Raw genomic sequence first — 22,120 nt, 5'->3', positions numbered from 1 at the left:
CATGCCTGATTCATACAGCGCCCGCGCCATCGTGTGGCCGCGTCCCGGAGTGACACGGACCGACGACGCGGTCGAGGTCCCGCCCCCGGCCGAGGGGGAGCTCACGATCGAGGTCGCGGTCAGCGTGGTCAGCTCCGGCACCGAGCGCGCCCGCTACCTCGCCCTCCCCAACGCGACGGTCGGCTTTCCCCACGTCCCCGGCTACCTGGCCAGCGGCCGGGTCCTGCACGGCACCCCGGACCTGCCCGCCGGCACCCGCGTCGCGGCACGCGGCGTCACCCACCAGAGCGTGGTCAACGTGCCCCGCCACGAACTGCACCCCGTGCCGGACGGGATCTGCGACGAGGACGCGGCCCTCTGGCAGTTCGCCCTGACGGCGATGCACGGGCTGTCCATGGGCAGGCACGAGCCGGGCGAGCCCGTCACGGTGGTCGGGGCCGGTCTGCTGGGTACGGTCGTCCGCAGGATCGCCGCCGCCCGGGGCTCCGTGTGCACGGCCGTCGCGCGCTCGGCCGCCAAGAGCGGGCCGGCCGGGAACGAGGCCGGTACCTCCTTCGTCCTGGCCGCCGACGTGACGGACGGCGCGTGCAAGCGGAATCCGCTGGTCGTCGACGTCACGGGCACGGCCGACGGGCTGACGCTGGCCCTGAGCGCGGCCGCCGACGGGGGCAGGGTCGTCGTGCTCGGCTCTCCGCGCGCGGCCACGGCGCCCTTGCAGGTGGCGGAGATCCACCGGCGCGGCCTCCAGGTGATCGGCGCCCACATCGACACGCTGGACGACAGCGCGGCCCGGGCGGGCCGGGACCTGGTGGCCGAGTTCACCGGGGAGTTCTTCGGGCTGCTGGGCTCGGGCTCCCTGTCGTTCGGCGACTTCCTCACCGCCTACGACCCGTCCGACGCGGCGTTCCTCTACCGCCGGCTCGTCTCGGACCGGAGCATCGTCGGGGCCTACTTCGACTGGCGGGAAACGGAATCCGCCGGGGACCGGCAGGAGGCCGCCGCCGAGCACGGGGGCCCCACCGCGGGCACCACCGGGCCGATGAGGTTCGCGGTGTTCGGCTGCGGCGACATCGGCGCGCAGGACGCCTTCGCGCTGGCGTCGGCCGAGGGCGCCACGCTCGCCGTCTGCTTCGACCCCCACGAGGCGCTGGCGAAGGACGTGGCCGACCAGTACGGCGCGGCGGTCGCCGGGTCCGTGGAGGAGGCGCTGGCCCGCGACGACGTCGACGCGGTGATCATCGCGACCCCGCACGACACGCACGAGGAGCTGGCGGTCGCGGCGATGGACGCCGGGAAGCACGTGCTGCTCCAGAAGCCCCTGTCGGCGGGCCTGGCTTCGGCCCGGCGCATCGCGGAGGCGGCGGAGCGCTCCGCCGTCACCTCGGGTGTCCTCTTCCCGCTGCGCTACCACCCCGGTTTCGTCCAGGCCAGGGCGGGAATGGCGGCGGGCGTCGTGGGGCCCCCGCTGGCCGCCGTCTCCACGTACCTGGTCCACAAGCCCCCGTCGTACTTCTACGGCGGCTACAGCAACCGCGCCTCCTCCACCTGGCGGCTCTCCAAGGAGCGGTCCGGCGGCGGGGTGCTGATCATGAACCTCCTCCACCACATCGACGCCGTGCGGGCGTTGCTCGGTGTGGAGGCGGACAGCGTCTACGCCCAGACCGTGCCGTCCGATGTCGCGCCCGAGATCGAGGACGTGGCCGGTCTGGTGGTGCGCTTCGGTACCACCGTCGCGACGTTCGTGGCCGGGGCCCAGGTCACCGAGGGTCCGGGCGAGAGCCTGCGGGTGTGGGGCGCCTCGGGGCACGCCGAGATCCTTCCGGACGCCGCGGTCTCCTCGCTCCTCACGGTCCCGGACGGCGTGCGCACGGCCCCGTACGCGGACGAGGACCTGACGGCGGCCGCCATCGCGGACTTCGTGGCCGCCGTACGGGCCGGCGCGCCCGCGCCCGTCTCCGTCGGGGACGCGCTGGCGGTCCAGGAGATCGTGGAAGCGGGATATGAATCAGCCCGGAGCGGCATGCCCGTGGTGCCGGCCTCCCTCAGCACTGGAGCCACCCGATGACCCGTTGGATGCCCGCCCGGCGCAGCAGCGCGGACGGCAGGACCCTGAGCGCCCAAGTCCCCGCGGATTCGGTGCTCTTCGTGGACGCGGCGGGCGCCGGCGCCATCTGCTGGGGACGGCTGTTCCCGGCGGGCGAGGACATCGCGCGGCAGGCCGCGGCCGAATGGTGGGGCACGGCGGCCCGGGCCGCCGGGCAGGCGTCGCACCTCGCGGCGCGCGGAGTCCGGGTCCTGGGCGGGGGCGCGCTCGCCCGGCTCGTGACGAGGGCCCTGCCGACGGGCACCGTGCGGGGTGAGGGCGAGGACGCCGATGTCGTGGTGGACACCACGGGCGACCCCGCCGTCATCGGCGCCGCGCTCGTGGCGGCGCCGCGCCTGGGGGCCGTCCTGCTGGCGGCCCCGCCCGTCGAGCCGGAGATCGCGGTGCGCACGTACACGGACATCCATGTACGCGGGCTGACGGTCGCCGGCATCCCCTGGGCCGCCGGCACCGCGCCCGGCGGTGCGGACGCCGACGGCCTGGCCTGGGCGCTCGACCACCTGACCACGTCGAAGCCGGGTCAGCCGGTGGACCCCGCCCCCTGGTACGGATTGGTGCCGTCATGACCTCCAGCAAGCCCACTGTCCTGCACTACGTCACCCAGTGGCTGTGGCTCAGCGACACGTTCGTCCACGGGCCGGTCACGGCCACGGAGCACGGCAAGGCGATCGTGAGCCGGGGCGAGATCATCAACCAGCACGTGTATCCGTACCCCGGGGTCATCTCGCTGACCGAGCCGGACGGCAGCCTGCCCGACGAGGGCGCCCCCACCGCCGATGTGGTCGTGGCGAAGCTGGGCGGCGCCCGGCCGTCCCTGGTGCACCTGCACCACGGGTACGGGCTGCCGGACGCCCGCGCCATCGCCCGGCGCCTCTCGGTGCCGCTGATCACCTCGTTCTGGGGCTACGACATCACGGCGCTCCCGAAGAGCGACCCGGCACGGTTCGCCGGGGCGTTCGAGGACATCGACCGGGTGGTCGTCCCCTCCCGGTACCTGGCCCGCCTCGCCCGCGAGGCGGGCGCGTCCGAGGAGCAGATCCGGATCATCCCGGGCGGCCTGGACTGCGTGTTCTTCGAGCCGACGCCGCTGCCGTCCGCGCCGCGCGTGGCGTTCGTCGGCCGCTTCGTGGAGAAGAAGGGCATCGACGTCCTGCTGCGGGCCTGGGAGAGCGTACGGGCCGGGATCCCGGATGCCGAGCTGACGCTCCTCGGTTACGGGGAGCGGGCCCCCGAGACGGATGCCGGTGCCGGAATCCGGGTGCTGACGCCGGACCCCGCCGAGCCGCGCAAGCAGGTACGGGATCTGCTGCGCTGGAGCAGGCTGTACGTCTCCCCGAGCCGCACGGCGGCCAGCGGCGACGGCGAGGGCCAGCACATGGGCAACCTGGAGGCCCAGGCGAGCGGCCGCCCCGTGGTGACCACGGCGCACACGGCCATCCCCGAATTCGTGCTCGACGGCGAGACCGGCCTCGTGGTGCCGGAGAACGACGTCGATGCGGTGGCCGAGGCCATCGTCGCCCTGCTGCGGGACGACGAGCGCAGCGCCGCTCTCGCGAAGAACGGGACCGCCTGGGCGCAGAACTTCGACGTGTCCGTCGCCGCCCGCCGGCACGACGAGCTCTACGCCGAGGTCATCGGCGCCGACGTCGTCAACTAGCCCGACCAGCCCGACCAGCCCGACCAGCCCGGCTTCCCGGTAAGGAAAGAACAGCCATGAGCAACCGTCGTGTCGTCGTCGTGGGCCAGGGGTACGTGGGGCTTCCCCTGGCGGTCTGTGCCGCCGAGGCGGGTCACCGTGTCGTCGGCTACGACGTGGAGCCGGAACGCATCGCCCGCCTGGCCGCGGGCGACTCCTACGTCGAGGACATCGCGTCCGGGCGGTTGCGGGCGGTGCTCGCGGACGGCTCGTTCCGCGCGAGCGCCGACCCCGGGGACTGCGCCGGGTTCGACCTGGCGATCGTCGCCGTCCCGACCCCGCTGCGGGACGGCGTACCCGATCTGACGTACGTGGAGGAGTCCGCGGCCATGCTGGCCGGGCACCTGGTGCCCGGGGCGACGGTGGTGCTGGAGTCGACCACGTACCCCGGGACGACGGAGGAGCTGTTCGGGCCGCTGCTCGAAAAGGGGTCCGGGCTGACGGCCGGCATCGACTTCCACCTCGGATACAGCCCCGAGCGGATCGATCCGGGCAACCCGGACTGGCGGCTGGAGAACACCCCGAAGATCGTGTCCGGGGTGGACGGGGAATCGCTCGCCGCCGTCGTGGACTTCTACTCCGGCTTCGTCCGGACGGTCGTGCCCGTCGCCTCCTGCAAGGAGGCGGAGCTGGCGAAGCTGCTGGAGAACATCTTCCGGCACGTCAACATCGGGCTCGCGAACGAACTGGCCGTCCTCGCCCGGGACCTGGGCATCAACATCTGGGGGGTTCTGGAGGCCGCGGCGACCAAGCCCTTCGGATACATGCCGTTCAGCCCGGGTCCCGGGGTCGGCGGGCACTGCCTGCCGATCGACCCCTCGTACCTGTCGTGGCAGGTCGAGCGGAGCCTCGGCTACAGCTTCCGGTTCGTGGAGCTGGCCAACGACGTCAACAGCCACATGCCCGACTACGTCGTACGCCGTCTCACCGAGGCGCTCAACTCCCGTCGCCGGTCCGTGAACGGGGCGCGCGTCCTCGTTCTCGGACTGGCCTACAAGAAGAACACGAGCGACACCCGGGAGTCCCCCGCGCTCCGGGTCGTGGAACTGCTGTCCAAGCTCGGCGCCGAGATACGGGCGGCGGACCCGCACGTGCCCGATGACTTCGGTGCGCACCCGGGCTCCCCGCTCGCCGGTGTGGAACGGGTGGAGGCCAGTCCCGCGGAGCTGGCCGCGGCGGACGTCGTGCTGCTGCTCGTCGACCACGACGCCTTCTCCGTGGAGGACATCACTGAGCACGCGAGCCACGTCCTCGACTGCCGGGGGCGGCTGCGCGGCGCGAACGTCGAGCTGCTCTGAGTCAGTCCTCCACGGGCAGCGGCTGCGGCGCCCAGGTACCGTCCACGTCCCGCACCAGCAGGACCGTCGCGGGCCGGCGGTCGTCGCGTTCGCCCATCGGGCTCGTACCGGCCCACACCAGATGGATGAGGGCCGCGTCCGAGCGGTTGTCGTAGCGCTCCCCGACCCCCGCGCGGATGCGGCAGCCGCGCCAGCGGTCCGTGGCCGACGCGCCCTTGAAGTAGTCCGGGAAGGCCTTGCGGCCGGTGCCGGTGACGTCGGCGAGGAGGACCTTCCCGCCGAGGGCCACGAGCCGCTCCTCCAGCGTGGGCGGGATGTCCGCCTGACGGCTCAGCCGCAGCGATTTCAGGAGCGCCGCGTCGCTGACCGCCCCCGCCAGGTCGTCGCCGTCGCGGGGGGCGGAGGCGGACGGGGACGGCGAGGGCTCCTCGGCGGTGCGGGAGGGGCTGGGCGTCGGCTTCGGCCCGACCGTGGGGGTGACCGCGGGCGAGGGGGCGGCCGTCGTGGGCGACGGGGCGGGCGAGATGGCCGGTGGCCGGGCCACCGGGGCCCGGCCACCGCTCATGTCGGGCCAGAGCAGCGCGACGCCGACCACGGACAGCACCGCCGCCATGGCGAGCATCACGATGCCGGAGCGCTCCGCGCCGGTCACTTCAGGTGTCCGATGCTGTCGAGCGAACCCATCCGGACGTCGGACTCCTTGACGAAGTCGTTCGGTTTCGGCGCCTCTATCTGTCTGTTGCCGCCCAGATAGATGGACACGTGGAAGATCCCTCTGCCGCTCCCCGGGTTGTCCGAGAAGAACAGGAGATCGCCCGGCTGCGCGTCCTTCAGGTTCCGCTGGTGGGTGACCCGCACCTTCCCGCTGTCGTGCTGGGCCTGCGCGGTGCTTCCGATCATGATGCCCACCCTCCCGTAGGCGTACTCGGTCAGACCCGAGCAGTCGAAGCCCTTGATGCCCCGGCCCGAGTATCCGCCGGGGGAGCAGCAGATGCCGTACGAGGGGCCCAGGGTGTCCCCGCCGCCCCAGGAATAGGGCTGGCCCGTCTGCGACTTGGCGGCCTGGATGATCTGCTTGGCCTTTCCGGAGGCGTTGATCGGCCCGGAGATGTCGCCGAGGGCGTCGTACTCCGCCTTGGCGTTCAGGACGTCCTTGACGTACTGCTCCGAGTGGTTGTAGCGGAAGATCGCGTCGTGCTCGGTCTTCGCGTCGGACATGTCGACTTCGCCCTTGCCGCACAGCAGCGCGGCCGTGCTCAGCGCCGAGTCGAAGACGTTCTGCGGGTCGGTGTCGCCGTCGTCGTCACCGTCCTGGGCGACGCTCTCCCAGGTCTGCGGGATGAACTGGGTGGGGCCGACGGCCCGGTCGTACGTGGTGTCGCCGTCGTACTTGCCGTTGTCGGTGTCGTAGATCCGCTGGGTGTTGTGGGTGCCGTCCAGGACCGGGCCGATCACCGGCGGTTCCACGTTGCCGTACTTGTCGCCGTACTTGTCGATGACCTTGCGGCCCATGAACGTGCCGTGGTGGGACTCGATCTTGCCGATGCCGGCCAGCAGGGTCCAGCTGAGGTTCTTGCACTTGGGGCGGACTTCCTTGATCTTCTCCTCCGCCGACAGATACGCCTCGCAGGTCGGCTTGGGGATGCCGGACACCTTGACGCAGCTGACCTGGACCGGGACCTTCTCCTCGCTCGCCGCACCGCCGGGCAGCATGCTCGCCGCGATGAAGGTGGCGATGATGAAGAAGATCCACGGGGCGAAGGCGGTGATGGCCAAGCCGATGGCCCACTTCTTGCCACTGCTCATCGGCTCGGCCTTGGCGGCTGCGCTCACCTGCCGTTACCTCCGCCGCCTCCTCCGCGTGGCCTGCGGCGTCCGCCCCGGCCGCGGCCGGAGGAGCGACCCGCGTTGCGCCGTCCGTTGCGCCGGTCGTTGACCGTGCGGTTGAGGTGCTGCGCGTCCGGCTCGCTGTCGCTGCGCGTCTGGCTTCCGGTCCGGCGCCTCCGGGCCTCCCGCTGCGCCTCGCGGATGCGGTCGCCGTCGCTCTGCGGGACGCTGTCCGCGAGGTTGCGCCGCTCGGCGGCGGCGGCGTTGCGGAACCTGCTCCGGGTGATCGGGGCGTCGTTCTTCAGATACCGGCCGGTGCGGGCCGCCGTGAGGGTGGCCCGGCCGACGCGGTTCTTCTGGAGCCGGTTCTTCGCCGCCTTCTTGAGGCGGGCCTTGAGGGCTGCCTTCGCCGTGGCCTGGACCGCGGCGCTGGTGCCGCCGGAGCCGACGGCCGCCGCGACGGTGGTGCCCAGCTTGACGGCGCCCTGGACCCGGTCCTTGAGGCCCTTCTTCGGCCTGCCGGAGCCGGCACCGCCGCCTCCGCCGCCCGTGCCGCCTCCGCCGCCCGGTGCCTTGCCCTTCCACAGGTCGCGGGCGCGGCCGCCGACCTTGCTGAGGGTGGCGCCGTCGTCCTTGAGCTGCTCCAGGCCGGACTTGCCGTTCTCGGTCGCGCCCTGGAAGGAGTTGGCGGCCACGTCGTCCGGGTCGACGTTGGTGCCGGTCTTCGTGCCCATCCGCTGGCCGAAGTTGGTGGAGATGTTCTTGGCCGCCGCGGTGATCTTCTTCCGGAAGATCAGGAAAGCCACGGCCAGGAAGTCGATGGTCAGGAACTTGACCGTCATGACCTCCCCGGTGTCGGCGTTGAGCAGCGCGATGACCATGACGAGGAAGAACGCCAGGAACATCACCGACAGGAAGATGGCCAGGATGACGCGTACGACCCCCGACACCCAGTTCCACATGGCGGTGCGGCCGCCACCGGGCAGGATGCCGGCCACCAGCGCCGGCTGGGCGCGGATGACCTCGATCGCCATCCAGACCTGGGAGACCAGGAAGGTGCAGGAGACGGCGACCACCAGCACCACGACGATGATCGCGGCGAGCGCGATGAACCAGACGCTGAGCAGGTTGTCGAGCGAGGCGGAGATCTGCTGGTCGTCCATGGGGACGTCGCCGCCGCACGCCTTCTGGACCTTCGGGTCGGCCGCCTGGTCGGAGCCGTTCTTGCCGCTGATGTAGGTCTTCCAGGCTTCGGTGCCCTCCGCCTTCTTCTTGAACTCCTCGACCGCCTCCTTCTGTTCGCCCTTCACCACGGTGTAGATGGCCCAGGGGTTACCGGTGGCGATCAGCAGGCTGTCCTTGAGCCCGTCCAGGGAGAACACGTCGCTGAACGCGTCACCGAGCTTCTCCATCCAGCCCTTGTTGTTCTCCTCCTCGATGAGCCTGGGCAGGACGAGCCGGTTGAAGTTGTAGCGGGCGAGCGTCGCCTTGCCGTACGCGGCGCTGCACGCGCCGTCGATCGGCTTCTTGGTGTAGAGCACCCACACCGGGCGCTGGATGAAGGCGTCGACCAGCCCGTCGGTGATGGGCCGGGCGACCGAATCGCTCTTGGACTTGCCCTTGCCCTGGCCGTCGCAGGTGGTGGCCTGGCCGTCCTTCTTGGCCGGGGACTTTCCGTCGGACGCGCACCTGTCCTCCAGGATCACGTCGGCGATGTCCAGCGAGAACTGCTTGGTCTTCCCCAGCACGCCGGTGTCGTCGGCGTTGCCGATGAGGAAGGTGCCCGGGCTGGCCAGGGTGACGGTGGCGATCGAGGCGATCACGAGGGAGGTGCAGATCTCGATCCAGCCCTTGGACCGCTGCTTGAACAGGATGAGGTAGCCGGCGTACACGGCGACGAGCGTCAGGAAGAGGATCTTCAGCCCGAGGCTGTCGATCACCTGGGCCTTGATCGTCGCGGCGACGTCGGACACCGGGTTGAGCAGCTGCTTGGCCAGGCCGAAGTCCAGGGCCCAGTCGACCAGCCAGCACGCGAAGCCGATGACGGTCCGCAGGACGCTGAAGCCGACGCCGATCAGAAACGCGATGATCTTGCTGATGACGTCGAGCATGCCGCCCTGGTCGACGTTGAGACCGTAGGCGCTGATCGGGACGCCGTTCTTGTCCACCACGTCGAAGATGCCGAGGACCTTGCCGTTGTCCTTGGGCTTCGGCGGCTCGCAGAAGAGGTTCGGGACGTCGTCCTTGGGGCTGCAGTTGTCGGCCCAGGCGTGGTGCGAGAACAGCAGCGTGAGCAGGATCGGCACGCCGACCAGCACCAGCAGCCGCAGCCAGGTACGGCGCTGCTGGATCACCCCCGTGAGTGCGGTCATATGCGCTGCGCCTCCACCGCTTCCATGGCCTCGGCCGCCTCGATGGCCTCGGCGGGCTCGTCCAGCGTGGCCCGGCCCGGGGTCGTGTGGATGGCCTCGGCCGCGTGCTCGTCCGCCGGGATCAGGACCTTCATGCCGCCGATCCGCTTCTTCAGGTCGTAGTAGAGGCACTCGCCGGAGCGCAGCAGCCGTTCGTCGTCGGAGACGTTGATCGGCGACAGGTTCTCGGTGACCAGCTTCAGCAGCTCCGGGTCGGTGCCGTCCAGGCCGAGGAACTCCAGCCCGCGCGCGGCCAGCTGGCGGTTGCGGTGCCGGAAGAGGAACCGGTGCGAGACCAGGCCCCGGATCTTCTCGCCGTACTCGGAGTTGGCCGGGCCGACGTCGTACGGGTCGTGGGAGCCGGCGAAGGCGCCGCAGCCGTGCTTACGGCCGTCGTTGATGATCTCCAGGAGCAGTTCCGTACCCTCGGCGGACGAGGTCAGCCACCAGCACTCGTCCAGGAAGACGCCGACGAACTCCTCCGGGTCGGCGAAGGCGATCTCGCGGCAGAGGGCGGCCACCAGATACATCAGGCGCCAGCCGAACTTCTTCTCGACCTCCAGGCTGGACAGCCGGTGGCCCTCCAGCTCGGTCTTCTTGGGCAGACCGATGTTGGCGGCGGAGAAGATGATCGTGTCGGCGTCGGTGATCTCCACGATCGGCAGGGTCGGGTCGAAGATCACCCGGCCCAGGTCCTTCTTGGCCAGCGACCGCAGCTTCCGGGCCAGTTCGCTCGCCGCCGCCCGCACGTTGTGGTCGTCCGGGTCCAGCGGATCGGGCGTCTGCGCGCGCTCCGTCAGGGTCTCCAGGAGCAGCCGCATGCTGGGGTCGGGCGCCTTGTGCGTGGCGTCGATGGCGTCCGCGAGCGTCACGCCCTCGGTGGACATCGAGGCGATGTCCAGCAGCGGGGTCAGGAAGGACTCGGTGTAACGGGCGGCGCGCGGGCCCTTGAAGACGCGCAGCGGGTCCAGCGACACCGAGGCGTCCTCGTCGACGGTGATCACCTGGGTCTCTCCCGGGCAGGCGCGGGCGAACCGGGCCCACTCCTGCTGGGGCGTACGGTCGATGGCCAGCGCCCGGCCGCGGCTGCGGGAGCGCCCGACGCGCCGGCCGGTCGTCAGGATCGAGTACATCGCGGTCTTCATGGCGACCGACTTGCCGGAGCCCAGCTCGCCGATGAACACGGCGGACGCCGAGGCGTTCAGGCGCGGGCCCAGGCTGAAGTCGACCAGGACCGGGCGGGCGCCGCCGCCGTTGAGCTGGAGGCCGAAGAGCGAGCCGCCGTCGTCGCCGAGGGCCTGTCCGCAGAACGGCAGGGACATCGCGAAGTCCTTGGCCAGCAGGAACTGGGCGTAGTCGTTCATCACCCGGGGCGTCGGTGTGCCCGGGAGCATGCTGTGGAAGAGGGCCGTCTGCTCGCCGATCGGGCGGACGAGCGTGTAGTCGTTGCCGCCGAAGTGGTTGATCAGCGCGGCGGCCTTCTCCTCGGTCTCCTCCGGGGTCTGGCCCCACACACAGGTCACCACGCTCGCCCTGATCTCGACCTCCGTCGAGGACGAGGTGAGCCGGGAGCGGTATTCGTTGAGCGCGGTGCTCGCCTTGTCCAGGCTGGCCGGGACGCCCGCCGTCTCACCCTCGTACTCACCGCGCTGGTGCGCGAGTTCGCGGGCCTGCCGGCGCGACTTGGGCTCGGCCTTGGCGCCCTGCTCGATGTGCAGCCGGACCGCCCAGTCCACCGGGAACCCGAAGTCGTCCAGGGCGGCCAGGTATTCGCTGCCCGGGAAGGCGAAGGAGTCCGGCATCTCGGCCAGGATCGAGAACGACTGGTAGCTGTCGCCGAATTCGGTGCTGGACTTCACATAGCGGTGCCGGAAGGGGTTGAGCGGCACACCGCGCCGCTCCTGGATGCCGTCGCCGCGCCCGCCCTCGTCCAGGATCACCTCGCTGTACGCGGCCACCGGACGCCCGCGCCCCACCACCGAGCGCGGCTCGTCGTGCTCCGGGAGCAGCGGCTCGGCCAGGCCCCGGCGCGCGCAGTGGCCGTAGATCCACAGGATCTCGCCCTCGGTGGCGGGCCGGAGCCGGATGGCGGCCGGCCAGGTCGCCGCGAGGTGCCGGGCCTGCTCGATGCGGCGCTCCTCCTCGGCCTTGCTGACCGGGGTGGTCGGCAGCCCGAGGGTGTTCATGATCTCGTAGTGGGCGGAGGACAGGACCGCGAACGCACCCTGCTTGAAGTCGGTGTGCTTCATCGGGACGGCCAGGAAGTCGACCCGCCCCGAGAGCTCCATCTCCTCCAGCTCGTCCAGGACCCGCAGGGACAGGTCCACGTACTCCGGGGACGCGTCCAGGTCGATGCCCGCCGTCATGCGGGTGACCACGCTGGCCGCGTCCACCTGCGGGCAGAGGCTGAGCAGCAGGGCCTCGCCCTTGATCGCCTTGAACAGGGACTCCAGGGCGTTGAGCCGTTCGTGCTTGGCCGCTTTGGAGGCGTGGCTGTAGTTGTCGGAATCGACCCGCCACACGGCCCACACCGTCGCGTTGGTGGTCCAGATCAGATGGCCGCTGATGTGGCGCACGGGAAGACGCATGGCAGTTCATCCATCCTTCGGTTCAGTGCCGCCGCTCTGCTTCGTCGAGCAGTTCCTGGAGGCGGGTACGGGGCCGGGCCGGCGCGGTGCCGGTCGCGGGCTGTGCCGCCTCGGCAGGGGGCCCTCCGGTACGGCCCGTCGTGGTGACGAGCCGTACCGGGCGGGCCTCGGGGGCGGGGGACGGTGCGAGCTCCGCGGGGAGCCGCACGTTGACGGTCACCCGTCCCGTCACCAGCTTGGTCTTGAAGGTCCGTTGCGGGCGGCCGGCCAGCCGGCCCCCCGGCGGCGAGGTGCCGTAGGTCAGCAGTCCGAGCAGGGCCCGCGCGGGGTCACGGCCGTCCATCCGGGCGTACCGCATCAGCCACGCGAGTCCCCACGGGACGACGACCAGGACCAGGGCGTTCCCGAGTCCGAAGAACGCCCACAGATCCCGCAGGCCCAGCAGGAGTACGAAGACCCCCACCATGGTCACGATCTGGGTGATCGTGTACGGGCCGCCGGGGATCCGCCCGCCGCCGGGGAGCTTGCCGATGACGAGAGGGTGCTTCCGTGCCCGGGTGTACGAACGCCCGATCAGCGGCTTCCCGTCGGACGGCTGCCCGCCGCTCACAGCAGGTCGGCCTGGCCCACCGCGGTGGCCGGCGGCTCATAGGGCTGGACCACGGAGATGGCGTCCTTCGGGGCGTCCGGCACCTCGCTGTCGACCATGTTGCTGAGCGCGTCCATGTTGCCGACGGCGAAGACCACGACGGCCCCCAGGATGGCGGCGGTCAGGGTGCCCGCCCACGACTTCGTCTTCACGTACGCCATGACCGTGCCGACGATCGCCATGACCGTCGCGGCCGTGACGGCCAGGGTCTTGATGTTGCGGAGGGTGCCCTTGACCCAGTCGAAGACGCTGCCGTCGACGGCCAGTTGCACCATGTCGGTGTGCTCTGCGTAACTCACTGTCATTTCCCCTCGTGTGATCAGCTGGGTGGTGCGTCGCTCCCCGGCGGCGTCCGCCGGGGCGTCTCAGGACTCGTCCGACGAGGCGTCCGGTGCGGGCCCGGCCTTGTCGGCGACCGGTCCGGTCTGGTCCGGGGACAGCGCCGGGGCGGTGTCGAACGACGCCACCTCCCAGCGCCCGTCCCGGGTGGTCAGGGTGAGTGCGTAGCTGAGCAGGTAGTCCTGGCCGCCGCTCGTCGCGCTCACGGAGACCAGTACGTGCCGCTGTGTGCCGTCCTCGGGGACCGCGTCCGTGTCGTCGCCGCTGTCGGCCGGCTGGTCGTCCCGGACACCGGTGAGGAGCGTGGACTCGTACGGGGCGGGCGTGATCGCCGCGACCTGGAGGCCGGGGGACACGTAGCGGTTGAGCTCGCCCTGCCCGGTCAGGTAGGCGGCGAGGAACCGGCTCACGGTGTCGGTCACGGGGTTGTCGGCGCTGACGCCCCGGTCCGATCCGTAGGCCAGGTCGCCGTGCTCGGCGGAGGCCGGTGCGTTGACCTCGGCCGGCAGCGAGGTCGCCGCGTAGAGCGCGGCCGGGCCCCGGGGTGCGGGGGCGGACGCGGTGCCGCTCGGCCGCGGTGACGGCTGGGCGGCGGGCGAGGACGGCGCCGGGGACGAGGCGGGGCCCGAGGCGGCCGGTGACGCCGGCACCTCGGCGGCCTTCGACGGGTCGATCGTGCCGCCCGCCTCCGGTGTGCCCGAGACCTGGACGCCGACCCGGTAGTAGTGCATGCCCCGGTCCTTCATCTTGCCGGCCTTGTCCTTCGCCGAGATCCGGGCCGCGACCGTCACCGACCAGTAGCCCTTCCCGGCCTGCTGGGCCGCCACGGTGACGATGTTCGACGCGGAGCGCGCGCCCGGCTCGTTCGCGAGGGTCACGGGCTCGGAGTAGTACGGAAGCAGGTCCTCCTCCGTGCCCTCGCCCGCCGCCAGGTACGCCGCGACGTACAGCTCGGCGAACCCGGCGGGCCCGGTGGCCGACGGGGCGGACTCGCTCCGGCCCTGCTTGCCGGTGGAGCTCGTCGCCTGCGAGGAGCTGGCCAGGGCGACCGCGAAGAACCCCAGCAGCGGTCCGGCGACGACCATGATCCAGACGACGACGGTGACCAGCTTGGTGAGCCCCGCCATCTTGACGGTGGTCTGCTGCCAGCCGGTGGCCGCCTCGTCCAGCTCGTCGGTCTCCTCCTCGGCGGTGGCCTCGGCGGGCACCGCCTGGGGAGCCGGGGCATAGCGCGAGGTGCGCGTGGCCTTCGGCTTCGGCGGTGCCTGTTCGGTGGTCTTCTGCTTCTTGTTCGTCAGCCTGAGGCCGCGCTTCATCGCATGTCTCCCTGAGCGGTCCGCAGCATCGGGTGTGCACGGGGCAGGTGGATCCGGCCGTACGGATGTGACGTCAACAGGCCACCATCCTGGGTGACTTGTGTCACTGGTTCGTCACTTCGCTGTCGCGAACCTGTCAGAGGCTGCGAGGTGGCCGGAAGCGGCGGACCGGTCGGGGGCCGCGAGCCGGTCCGAGGCGGCGACCGCGAGCCGGCGGACCGCCCTGCTGCGCCGCTGACGCTGCCGGGCGCCGTCCCGCGCGGAGGGGCGCGGGGAGACCGGATGGCCGGCCGGCCGGTCCCGGTAGTAGCCGGTGATGAGCCGCGCGTCCTCCACGTCCAGGGCGCCCGACTCCAGTGCCCAGACGAGGAGTTCGACCAGTTCCGCCCGCGCGTCCCAGCCCGCCGCGCCCCCCGGTTCGTCCTCGGCGAGCAGCCGGTAGTCGGCGGCCCTCGCGAGGAGCAGGGTCAGTTCGGCCTGGGAGGCGGGGCAGGGCCCGGCGGCGGAGATCCCGGCCGCGCTGTCCGGGTCCAGGGGCACGGCGGACGTGTCGTGCCCGATCAGACGGTGCGTCAGGCGCAGTGTCTCCAGGGAGAGGTTGGCCGCGATGCGCCGGGGCCGGCGGTGGACGGGATAGGTCCGGACGACCTCGTAGAGCGCGCCGACCGTGAGGGAGACCGTCTCCTCCCAGTCGTACTGCGGACGCAGCTGGCTGCGGGCTATGCGTATCGCCTTCGGGAGCATCGTCTGCACCACGGTGCGGGCGGCGAACTGGGCGCCGGGGCCGCCCGTCACAGCCGCCGTGAGCAGCGGGAGCAGGATGCGGTCCTGGGCGCCGGAGGTCCGGCAGGCGCGCAGGGCGTCGAGCACGGACTGCGGGCCGGTGAGCGCCGGGTCGCCGTACCAGCGGCGCAGGTGCGCCCGGGCCGCCTCGTCCTGGCTCAGGTCCGCCCACTCCGTGTTGAGGCGGCCCACAAGCCCTTCGCTTCGGGTGTGCGGTGGTGCGTCGGTGCGCATTGGATCGTCTCCCCCTGGACGCGCTGTGGAACACGGCTGATGGTGCGCCTCACCCCTTGACCGCCTTGTTGTCCGCGCCAAGAGAGCGTGTGGGCAAGGGTGGTTGGCGAAGCGGTCAAGGTCTTGACCGGCCAACGTGGGCACTCCGCTGCTTGGTTGGCAGGGGAGTGATCGGTGTGGCGGGTGAGGTGATCAGATTCTGCTCACACGCGGACGGTCAACCGGCCCCTCTGTCACCGCAGTCGGACATAGTTGTGACAGAACGGCGCCCGTTCGGCCCGGGGCCGTGATGCAGAATGACGGCACATCACTTTCCGGACGCAGACGACGGTGCGCACCACGGCGCATGACCAGGGGGGTCCGATGGCACGCGGGAAGAAGACCGGCCTGATGGCCTGTTCGGGGATGGCGGCCTGCCTCCTCGTACTGGCCACGGGCTGTGGTGCGAAGGACGACGGGAAGCCCGCCGAGCCCAAGGCGAGCGCCACCAAGGACGACGGCACGGCGAAGAAGCGCGCGGCGGCCGAGCGGGACGCCCTGGCGGCGTACCGCGGGATGTGGGAGGCGCAGACCAAGGCGTACTCCACGGGCAGCATGAAGGACGTGAAGCTCAGCGAGTACACGACCGGTGACGCCGCCGCGAACATCATCGAAGGGTTCACGTACTACCAGAAGACCGGCATTGCCTTCACGGGCCCGCCGGTCATCTCGCCGAAGGTCACGGCCGTCGATGTGGACTCCTCGGTGCACACCGCCACGATCACCGACTGTGTCGACGTGACGGGCATCGTGGTGCGCCGGGCGACGGGCAAACCGATTGCAGGTGTGAAGGACGACGACCGCCGGCCCTGGACCGCGAAGGCCAGCACGGCCAAGGACGGCCAGGGTGGCTGGCGGATTGTCGACTACACGATCGACAAGGACCGGACATGCTGACCCCCGGACGTTACGCGCGCGGCGTGCTCGTCGCTCTCGCCGCCGGGGCCCTGGCCCTGGCCGGAACGCAGGCCGCCCTGGCCGACGGCGACGTGAAGTGCCCGCCCGGAACGCAGGTCTGCGACATCACCGCCGAGGACCCGGGCGAGCCCGGGGACGGCGGCGGCTCCGGCGGCGGCACGGGCGGCGGTTCCGGGGGCGGCCGGAAGTGCCACCGGGAGAACGGCCAGGAGATCCCCTGCTACGTGCCGGGGCTCGGCTTCTGGAACGAGGCCTGCTACTGGACCCTGCTCGACCCGCAGCCCCCGGCCGACGACTACATGATGTGGGGCAACCACAAGCCCGACGAGGGCGACATCTACCACCCCACGAACTGCCCGGACTTCCCGTACAAGGGCGCCGGGACCTTCGTACCCCGTGACACGTTCTTCCCCAACGGCACGATCGGCAAGGACGCCGGGCCCACCCCGGCCGAGCTCGCCGAGCGCGCCGTCGCCCGGATGACCCTCAAGGGCGCCGACATCGGCATCGCGCCGGAGCCGGGCCGCACGGGTCTGGTCGGGCTGCCGGTCTGGATGTGGAACAAGCAGCACCCGAACACCACCGGACCGCAGGTCAGGTCCGTCACCGCCGGGGCCGTCACGGTCACCGCCACCGCCAAGGTGTCGAAGGTCGTGTGGAACATGGGCGACGGCTCGTCCGTCACCTGCACCGAGCCCGGCGAGCCCTACCAGGCGTCGTACGGGAAGCGGGAGTCGCCCGACTGCGGGCACGTCTACCGCCACACCTCGCGCGGCGAGGCCGGAAACAAGTTCAAGGTCACCGCCACGTCCACGTGGACCATCCACTGGGAGGGCGGCGGTGAGAGCGGCGACCTGACCGAGAGCCGTGAGTCCGCCACCACCGTGGCCATCGGCGAACTCCAGGTCGTCGGCTGACGACCCGGACGCACCACGGCCCGATGACGAGCGCGCGCAGCGTAAGCACTGCTGGAGGCACCCATTGAGCAGGACCAAGACCGCCGCCCCGCCCCACCAGGGCGGCGCGCCGGGCACCCCCGGCCCCACCCCCGTGGCACCCCCGCGGGCACTGAAGCAGCGACGGCGCCGCCCGGCGCTCATCGCCCTGTCCCTCGCCCTGACCGCGGTCGGCGGGCTCTCCGGCGCCCTGCTGTTCACGGCGACCGGCGAGCGCACCGACGTGCTCGCCGTCAGCCACGAGGTGGCGGCCGGCGAGGTCATCGAGGACGGCGACCTCACCGAGGTCTCCATATCCCTCGACCCCGTCCTCAAGCCCGTCAAGGCGGCCGACCGGAGCGGCGTCGTCGGCAAGCGGGCCGCAGTCTCGCTCACCCCGGGCGCCCTGCTCGCCCGCGACCAGTACACCGCCACCAGCCTCCTCAAGCAGGGCGACACCCTCGTCGGTGTCGCCACCAAGCCGTCCCAGCGGCCCACCTCCGGCCTCTTCCCGGGGCGCAAGGTCCTCATCGTCAGCACCCCGGGCGAGAACGACGAGACGTCCGACGCCCCGCCGCAGACCATCGCGGCCACCGTCGTCGCGGTCGGCGACCCCGCCGACGCCACCGGCGTCGCCACCATCGACGTGGCCGTCCCGGCGACCGACGGACCGGCCCTCGCGGCACGGGCCGCCACCGGCCGGGTGGCGATCGTCGTGAAGAGCGGGAGCGGTTCCTGATGTCCGTGATCGCGCTGGCCGGCGGGGCCGGGGCGCCGGGGGTGACCAGCACGGCGCTCGCCCTGCTGCTCGCCTGGCCCCTGGACCCCGGGCGCCGGCTGATCCTCGCCGAGTGCGACCCCGACGGCGGGGCCGTCCTCGCGGGCGCCCTCCAGGGCCGCATGGACGCCCGCTACGGGCTGCGCAACCTCGCCGTGGCCCAGCGGAAGGACGAACTGGTCGAGGCGTTCTGGCGGCAGCTGGTCGACATCTCCGAGGACAACAGCAGCAGCCGGCTCCTGCTGCCCGGGATCACCGACCCCGCGCAGGCCGCCGGGCTCGACCCCGCCTGGGGCAGCCTCGCCGAGCTCTTCGCCCGGATCGAGGACCACCAGCACGACGTCCTGGTCGACCTCGGCCGGCGCGGCGCGTTCGGCGCCTCCGCGGTGCTCGCCAAGCGGGCGGACGTCGTCGTGATGGTCGTCCGCAACACCCTGCGCGGGGTCCAGAGCGCCCAGGTCCGCGTCGAGGCGCTGCGCAAGTCGCTGGCCGGGCCCGGCGGCACCGGCGCCGACGCGCTCGCCGTCCTGCTGGTCGAGGGCGGGCCCTACAAGTCGGGCGAGGTCGAGAAGGCGCTCGGGGTGCCGGTGCTCGCCACGATCCCGTGGCGGCCCAAGCAGGCCGAGGTGCTGTCCGACGGGGTGGACGGCGGCAGCCGCTTCGACCGCTCCGACCTGATGCGCGCCGCCCGCGCGGCCACCGGACCGCTGCGCGAGCGGGTCGCCCTGCGCCGCGACCGCCTCGCACCCCGCGCCCCGGGCCCGTACAACCAGGGCACCTACCAGCAGCAAGGACCGTACGGGGAAGGGGAGAAGGCCCATGCGCGCTAACCCGCTCCACCCCGACCCGGTGATGCACCCCAGCCCGGCGGCCGAGCACACCGTCGCGTTCAGGCGCGGCGAGTTCGGCCCGCCCGTCCCGCCCCGGACCGACCCCCGCACCGAGCAGCGGCCCACCGCCGGGGTCTCCTCGATCCGGGCGATCGGCGAGGCGCGCCTGCCGCAGGCCACCGTGGACTACCGGGTCGCCGGCGAGATCAAGAAGCGGGTCGCGGACCGGCTCGCCCAGGAGATCAAGTCGTCGGCCCGGATGAGCCCGGAGTCCCAGGCCCAGCGCGGCCGGGCGCTGATCAACGAGGCCGTCGCCGTCTGGTCCGACGCCATCGCCGTCGAACGGGGGGCGAGCACCACCCAGGCCGAGGACGCCGCCCTGGCCTCCGCCGTCTACGACATGCTCTTCCGGGCCGGGCGCCTCCAGCCCTACCTGGACGACGAGCGCGTCGAGAACATCCTCATCAACGGCTACGACGAGGTGTGGCTCGACTACGGGGACAGCGGGCGGGTCCGGGTCGCGCCCGTCGCCGACTCCGACGAGGAACTCCAGGAGATGCTGCGGGACCTGGCGCGCCGCACCGGGCAGAGCGAGCGGACCCTGTCCACCGCCGACCCGTTCCTCGCGCTGCGCCTCGCCGACGGCTCCCGGCTCCAGGCCGTCACCGGGGTCACCCCGAAGACCTTCGTCACCATCCGCAGGCACCGCGTCAAGGACGTGGACCTCGACGGCATGATCCAGCTCGGCGCCATCGACGAGACCCTGGCCGCCTTCCTGGCCGCCGCCGTGCGCGCCGAGAAGAACATCATGATCACGGGCGAGCAGGCGGTCGGGAAGACCTCGCTGCTGCGCGCCCTGCTCAAGGAGATCGACCCGGACGAGCGCTTCGCCACCATCGAGACCGAGTTCGAACTCTTCGCGCACACCAACGGCTTCCACCGCCAGGTCGTGCCGATGGAGTCCCGCGAGTCCAACGGCGAACGCGGCGCCGACGGGCGGGGCGCGGGCGAGATCACCCTGCTCGACCTCATCCACCGCGCGCTGCGCATGTCGCTGTCCCGGGTCGTCGTCGGCGAGGTCCGCGGCCAGGAGATCGTCGCCATGATGCAGGCGATGACCAACGGCAAGGGCGGCAACCTCTGCACCATCCACGCCCGCCGCCCCGAGATCGTCTTCGACCGCATCGCCGAGCTGTACCTGCTGGCCCAGGACAACATGACCGAGCAACTGGCCTACCGCCAGGCCGCCAACGGGCTCGACTTCATCGTGTTCGTCTCGATGCGCGACGAGACCCGCATCGAGGGCAGGCGCCACCGGTTCGTCTCGCACGTCCTGGAGGTCACCGGCATGGGCGAGAACGGCCGCCCCGCCACCAACCGGATCTTCGCGCCCCGCCCCGGCGAGCCGAGAGCCGTTCCGCACATGCACCCCTCCTGCCTGGAGGACCTGGTCCGGGTCGGCTTCCCCGCACACCTGCTGGACCATCCGCACGGCGCCTGGCCGCGCCCGCTGGACCTCCAGGTGATGGCCGGATGAACCTCATGCTGATGTGGGTGCTCGCCGGACTCGCCGTCGCCGGCGGGCTGGTGGGCCTGGTCGCGGGCCTGGTCGGTACGACGGCCCCCCGCCCGGTCCGCCGCTCGCGCAAGGGCCTGGGCGGCAGTGTGGCGCACGACGCGGCCATGCGCCGCCGGACCCGCTGGATCGTCGGCGGCGTCCTCGGCCTGGCCGTCTGGGTGATCACCGGAGTCTTCACCGGCGGGGTGCTCGTCGGCGCCGCCGTGGTCGGGGTGCCCTGGCTGCTCTCGCCCACGAAGAACGCCACCGTGCGCATCGATAAGCTGGAGGCGCTCGGCGAGTGGACCCAGCGGCTGTCCGACGTGCTGCGGCTCGGCATGGGCCTGGAACAGGCGATGATCGCCAGCCGGCGCGGCGCGCCCGCCGAGCTGGAGCACGAGATCGCCGACCTCGCCGACCGCCTCCAGGTCGGCTGGCGCCCCGCCGACGCGCTGGAGTCGTTCGCCGACGCGCTGGACGACGTCACCGCCGACAAGGTGCTCGCCGCGCTGATGCTCTGTGCGTCGGACCGGGGGCCCGGCCTCGCCCAGGCACTGGAGGACCTGTCCGAAGCGGTACGCGAAGAGGTCGGCAAGCGCCGCCAGATCGAGGCCGACCGGGCCAAGCCGCGCACCACCGTGCGGTGGATGACCATCATCACGCTCTGCGTGGTCGGGGCCGGCTTCCTCGTCCCCAGCTACACCGCTCCCTACGGCACGCTCCTCGGACAGCTCGTCCTGGCCCTGCTCACGGCGGCCTTCGCCGGGGTGCTGATCTGGATGCGCTCGCTGGCCGACCACCGCCCGGTGGCCCGGTTCCTGATCGCCGATCCGCGTAGCCGGGTCAAGCTGCCGGAACCGCCCGAACCGCTCCAGGAGGCTCAGTCGTGATACCCCCGGCCGCGATCTTCGCGGGCCTCGCCGTGGGCGGCGGCCTCGCCCTGCTCATACGCGAACTGGTCGGCCCGCAACCCGACTTGGCGGCCAGCCTGCGCCGCCTGAACGCGACCGCGCCGGAACCGGACCAGGAGGCGCGCCCGGTCAGCCGCGACGACGAGTGGGGCGCCTGGCTCCTTGAACACCTCCAGGGGCTGCCCGGGGTCTCCATCCCGCGCAAGGACCTGGCGCTGGTCGGCCAGACCCCCGAGCGGTTCCTGCTGCTCAAGGCGGCGCTGGCGGGCGGCGGACTGCTGATCCCGCCGTTCGTCGTCGGCGCCTGGACGCTGATGGGGCTCGGGGTGCCGTTCTACCTGCCCGTCGTGGTGGGTCTGGTGCTCGGCACGCTGCTCTGGTTCATCCCGGACCTGTCCGTACGGGACCAGGCGGCGCGGGCGCGCGAGGAGTTCTCGCACGCCATCGCCGCCTACCTGGACCTGGTCGCGCTCAAGCGGGCCGCCGACTCCGGGCCGACCGAGGCCCTGGAGCGGGCCGCCGCGGTCGGCCGGGGCTGGGCCTTCACCCGGCTCCAGGAGGCGATGATGCGGGCCCGCGTGGACAAGGTCCCGCCGTGGGAGGCGCTGGTCCAGCTGACCCAGGAACTGGACCTGCCGGTCCTGGAGGACGTCGCCGAGATCATGCGGATGTCGGCGCACGACGGCGCCGCCGTCTACACGACGCTGCGGGCCCGGTCCAAGTCCCTGCGGACCGAACTGCTCGCCAAGCAGGCGGCCGAGGCGAACGAGAACAGCGAGAAGATGACCGCCCCCGGCGCGCTCCTCGCCGTCCTCGTGATGCTGATGGTCGCCTTCCCCGCGGTGATCAACATCATGGCCACGTAACAGCGGTAACAACCGCCTACGGGCCGAACCACCGTCATGC

The 22,120-nt window shown here is 71.9% G+C and carries 19 protein-coding genes; 11 read left to right on the top strand and 8 right to left on the bottom strand.

Translation table 11 applies throughout. The features are described 5' to 3' along the window. Position 1: 1 nt before the first annotated feature. From ACFZAT_RS15355 to ACFZAT_RS15340, 4 genes are read left to right on the top strand one after another with little or no spacing between them, the layout of a single operon-like run. Complete coding sequence (locus ACFZAT_RS15355) at positions 2-2,065, top strand: Gfo/Idh/MocA family oxidoreductase (protein WP_391264495.1); 2,064 nt, start codon at positions 2-4, stop codon at positions 2,063-2,065. Next, positions 2,062-2,670, top strand: a complete 609-nt coding sequence (locus tag ACFZAT_RS15350; protein ID WP_391264493.1) for a hypothetical protein — start codon at positions 2,062-2,064, stop codon at positions 2,668-2,670. Before ACFZAT_RS15355 ends, ACFZAT_RS15350 begins: the two co-directional genes overlap by 4 nt. Then, the gene (locus ACFZAT_RS15345) at positions 2,667-3,761 is read left to right on the top strand and encodes a glycosyltransferase (RefSeq protein WP_391264491.1); all 1,095 of its coding nucleotides are present in this window, start codon (positions 2,667-2,669) and stop codon (positions 3,759-3,761) included. The genes ACFZAT_RS15350 and ACFZAT_RS15345 overlap by 4 nt, the downstream gene beginning before the upstream one ends. 56 nt (positions 3,762-3,817) lie before the next feature. After that, the gene (locus ACFZAT_RS15340; RefSeq protein ID WP_391264489.1) at positions 3,818-5,098 is read left to right on the top strand and encodes a nucleotide sugar dehydrogenase; all 1,281 of its coding nucleotides are present in this window, start codon (positions 3,818-3,820) and stop codon (positions 5,096-5,098) included. Position 5,099: 1 nt separating this feature from the next. On the opposite strand, the gene ACFZAT_RS15335 is transcribed toward ACFZAT_RS15340, so the two are convergent. The 8 genes from ACFZAT_RS15335 to ACFZAT_RS15300 all read right to left on the bottom strand — a co-directional run bounded on the left by ACFZAT_RS15335 (position 5,100) and on the right by ACFZAT_RS15300 (position 15,245). Continuing rightward, a complete protein-coding gene (locus tag ACFZAT_RS15335) occupies positions 5,100-5,750 on the bottom strand; it encodes a hypothetical protein (RefSeq protein ID WP_391264487.1) in 651 nt (216 codons plus the stop codon). Further along, the gene (locus ACFZAT_RS15330) at positions 5,747-6,931 is read right to left on the bottom strand and encodes an NlpC/P60 family protein (protein ID WP_391264485.1); all 1,185 of its coding nucleotides are present in this window, start codon (positions 6,929-6,931) and stop codon (positions 5,747-5,749) included. The genes ACFZAT_RS15335 and ACFZAT_RS15330 overlap by 4 nt, the downstream gene beginning before the upstream one ends. Then, positions 6,928-9,297 carry a hypothetical protein gene (locus ACFZAT_RS15325; protein WP_391264483.1) on the bottom strand — a complete coding sequence of 790 codons (2,370 nt, stop codon included), beginning with the start codon at positions 9,295-9,297 and terminating at the stop codon, positions 6,928-6,930. Before ACFZAT_RS15325 ends, ACFZAT_RS15330 begins: the two co-directional genes overlap by 4 nt. Beyond that, positions 9,294-11,924: an ATP-binding protein gene (locus ACFZAT_RS15320; protein ID WP_391264481.1), complete on the bottom strand. Its 2,631-nt coding sequence runs from the start codon at positions 11,922-11,924 to the stop codon at positions 9,294-9,296. The genes ACFZAT_RS15325 and ACFZAT_RS15320 overlap by 4 nt, the downstream gene beginning before the upstream one ends. A gap of 22 nt (positions 11,925-11,946) precedes the next feature. Further along, complete coding sequence (locus ACFZAT_RS15315) at positions 11,947-12,534, bottom strand: TcpE family conjugal transfer membrane protein (protein ID WP_391264479.1); 588 nt, start codon at positions 12,532-12,534, stop codon at positions 11,947-11,949. Continuing rightward, positions 12,531-12,872, bottom strand: a complete 342-nt coding sequence (locus tag ACFZAT_RS15310; protein ID WP_343239440.1) for a hypothetical protein — start codon at positions 12,870-12,872, stop codon at positions 12,531-12,533. The genes ACFZAT_RS15315 and ACFZAT_RS15310 overlap by 4 nt, the downstream gene beginning before the upstream one ends. A 66-nt stretch (positions 12,873-12,938) precedes the next feature. After that, positions 12,939-14,228, bottom strand: a complete 1,290-nt coding sequence (locus ACFZAT_RS15305; protein ID WP_391264476.1) for a conjugal transfer protein — start codon at positions 14,226-14,228, stop codon at positions 12,939-12,941. A gap of 114 nt (positions 14,229-14,342) precedes the next feature. Then, positions 14,343-15,245: a hypothetical protein gene (locus ACFZAT_RS15300; protein ID WP_391264474.1), complete on the bottom strand. Its 903-nt coding sequence runs from the start codon at positions 15,243-15,245 to the stop codon at positions 14,343-14,345. Positions 15,246-15,608: 363 nt separating this feature from the next. Here ACFZAT_RS15300 and ACFZAT_RS15295 point away from each other — a divergent pair, with 363 nt between their 5' ends. The 7 genes from ACFZAT_RS15295 (at position 15,609) to ACFZAT_RS15265 (ending at position 22,080) form a co-directional block, all read left to right on the top strand. Then, entirely contained in the window at positions 15,609-16,181 is a 573-nt protein-coding gene (locus tag ACFZAT_RS15295; RefSeq protein WP_391264472.1) for a hypothetical protein, read from the top strand. After that, the gene (locus ACFZAT_RS15290) at positions 16,175-17,119 is read left to right on the top strand and encodes a hypothetical protein (RefSeq protein WP_391264470.1); all 945 of its coding nucleotides are present in this window, start codon (positions 16,175-16,177) and stop codon (positions 17,117-17,119) included. Before ACFZAT_RS15295 ends, ACFZAT_RS15290 begins: the two co-directional genes overlap by 7 nt. Before the next feature lie 64 nt (positions 17,120-17,183). Continuing rightward, positions 17,184-17,876: an SAF domain-containing protein gene (locus tag ACFZAT_RS15285; RefSeq protein WP_391264468.1), complete on the top strand. Its 693-nt coding sequence runs from the start codon at positions 17,184-17,186 to the stop codon at positions 17,874-17,876. Next, the gene (locus ACFZAT_RS15280; RefSeq protein WP_391264465.1) at positions 17,876-18,745 is read left to right on the top strand and encodes a hypothetical protein; all 870 of its coding nucleotides are present in this window, start codon (positions 17,876-17,878) and stop codon (positions 18,743-18,745) included. The genes ACFZAT_RS15285 and ACFZAT_RS15280 overlap by 1 nt, the downstream gene beginning before the upstream one ends. Further along, a complete protein-coding gene (locus tag ACFZAT_RS15275) occupies positions 18,735-20,282 on the top strand; it encodes an ATPase, T2SS/T4P/T4SS family (protein ID WP_391264463.1) in 1,548 nt (515 codons plus the stop codon). Before ACFZAT_RS15280 ends, ACFZAT_RS15275 begins: the two co-directional genes overlap by 11 nt. After that, positions 20,279-21,193 (top strand): type II secretion system F family protein, encoded by a 915-nt coding sequence (locus ACFZAT_RS15270; protein WP_391264461.1) that lies wholly within the window; start codon positions 20,279-20,281, stop codon positions 21,191-21,193. Before ACFZAT_RS15275 ends, ACFZAT_RS15270 begins: the two co-directional genes overlap by 4 nt. Then, positions 21,190-22,080: a hypothetical protein gene (locus tag ACFZAT_RS15265; RefSeq protein WP_391264459.1), complete on the top strand. Its 891-nt coding sequence runs from the start codon at positions 21,190-21,192 to the stop codon at positions 22,078-22,080. Before ACFZAT_RS15270 ends, ACFZAT_RS15265 begins: the two co-directional genes overlap by 4 nt. Positions 22,081-22,120: the final 40 nt, after the last annotated feature.

Source organism: Streptomyces sp. NPDC008163 (assembly GCF_042956885.1).
GTDB classification, from domain to species: Bacteria; Actinomycetota; Actinomycetes; order Streptomycetales; family Streptomycetaceae; genus Streptomyces; species Streptomyces drozdowiczii_A.
The sequence above is the reverse complement of the archived record's forward strand: the minus strand, read 5'-3'. Positions and strand labels throughout refer to the sequence as shown.

Excerpts from the sequence above, each read along its gene's own strand:
- ACFZAT_RS15290 (WP_391264470.1), top strand. The coding sequence starts at position 16,175 with ATGCTGACCCCCGGACGTTACGCGCGCGGCGTGCTCGTCGCTCTCGCC.
- ACFZAT_RS15325 (WP_391264483.1), bottom strand. The coding sequence starts at position 9,297 with ATGACCGCACTCACGGGGGTGATCCAGCAGCGCCGTACCTGGCTGCGG.
- ACFZAT_RS15345 (WP_391264491.1), top strand. The coding sequence starts at position 2,667 with ATGACCTCCAGCAAGCCCACTGTCCTGCACTACGTCACCCAGTGGCTG.
- ACFZAT_RS15280 (WP_391264465.1), top strand. The coding sequence starts at position 17,876 with ATGTCCGTGATCGCGCTGGCCGGCGGGGCCGGGGCGCCGGGGGTGACC.
- ACFZAT_RS15320 (WP_391264481.1), bottom strand. The coding sequence starts at position 11,924 with ATGCGTCTTCCCGTGCGCCACATCAGCGGCCATCTGATCTGGACCACC.
- ACFZAT_RS15300 (WP_391264474.1), bottom strand. The coding sequence starts at position 15,245 with ATGCGCACCGACGCACCACCGCACACCCGAAGCGAAGGGCTTGTGGGC.
- ACFZAT_RS15355 (WP_391264495.1), top strand. The coding sequence starts at position 2 with ATGCCTGATTCATACAGCGCCCGCGCCATCGTGTGGCCGCGTCCCGGA.
- ACFZAT_RS15270 (WP_391264461.1), top strand. The coding sequence starts at position 20,279 with ATGAACCTCATGCTGATGTGGGTGCTCGCCGGACTCGCCGTCGCCGGC.
- ACFZAT_RS15275 (WP_391264463.1), top strand. The coding sequence starts at position 18,735 with ATGCGCGCTAACCCGCTCCACCCCGACCCGGTGATGCACCCCAGCCCG.
- ACFZAT_RS15295 (WP_391264472.1), top strand. The coding sequence starts at position 15,609 with ATGGCACGCGGGAAGAAGACCGGCCTGATGGCCTGTTCGGGGATGGCG.
- ACFZAT_RS15340 (WP_391264489.1), top strand. The coding sequence starts at position 3,818 with ATGAGCAACCGTCGTGTCGTCGTCGTGGGCCAGGGGTACGTGGGGCTT.
- ACFZAT_RS15305 (WP_391264476.1), bottom strand. The coding sequence starts at position 14,228 with ATGAAGCGCGGCCTCAGGCTGACGAACAAGAAGCAGAAGACCACCGAA.
- ACFZAT_RS15350 (WP_391264493.1), top strand. The coding sequence starts at position 2,062 with ATGACCCGTTGGATGCCCGCCCGGCGCAGCAGCGCGGACGGCAGGACC.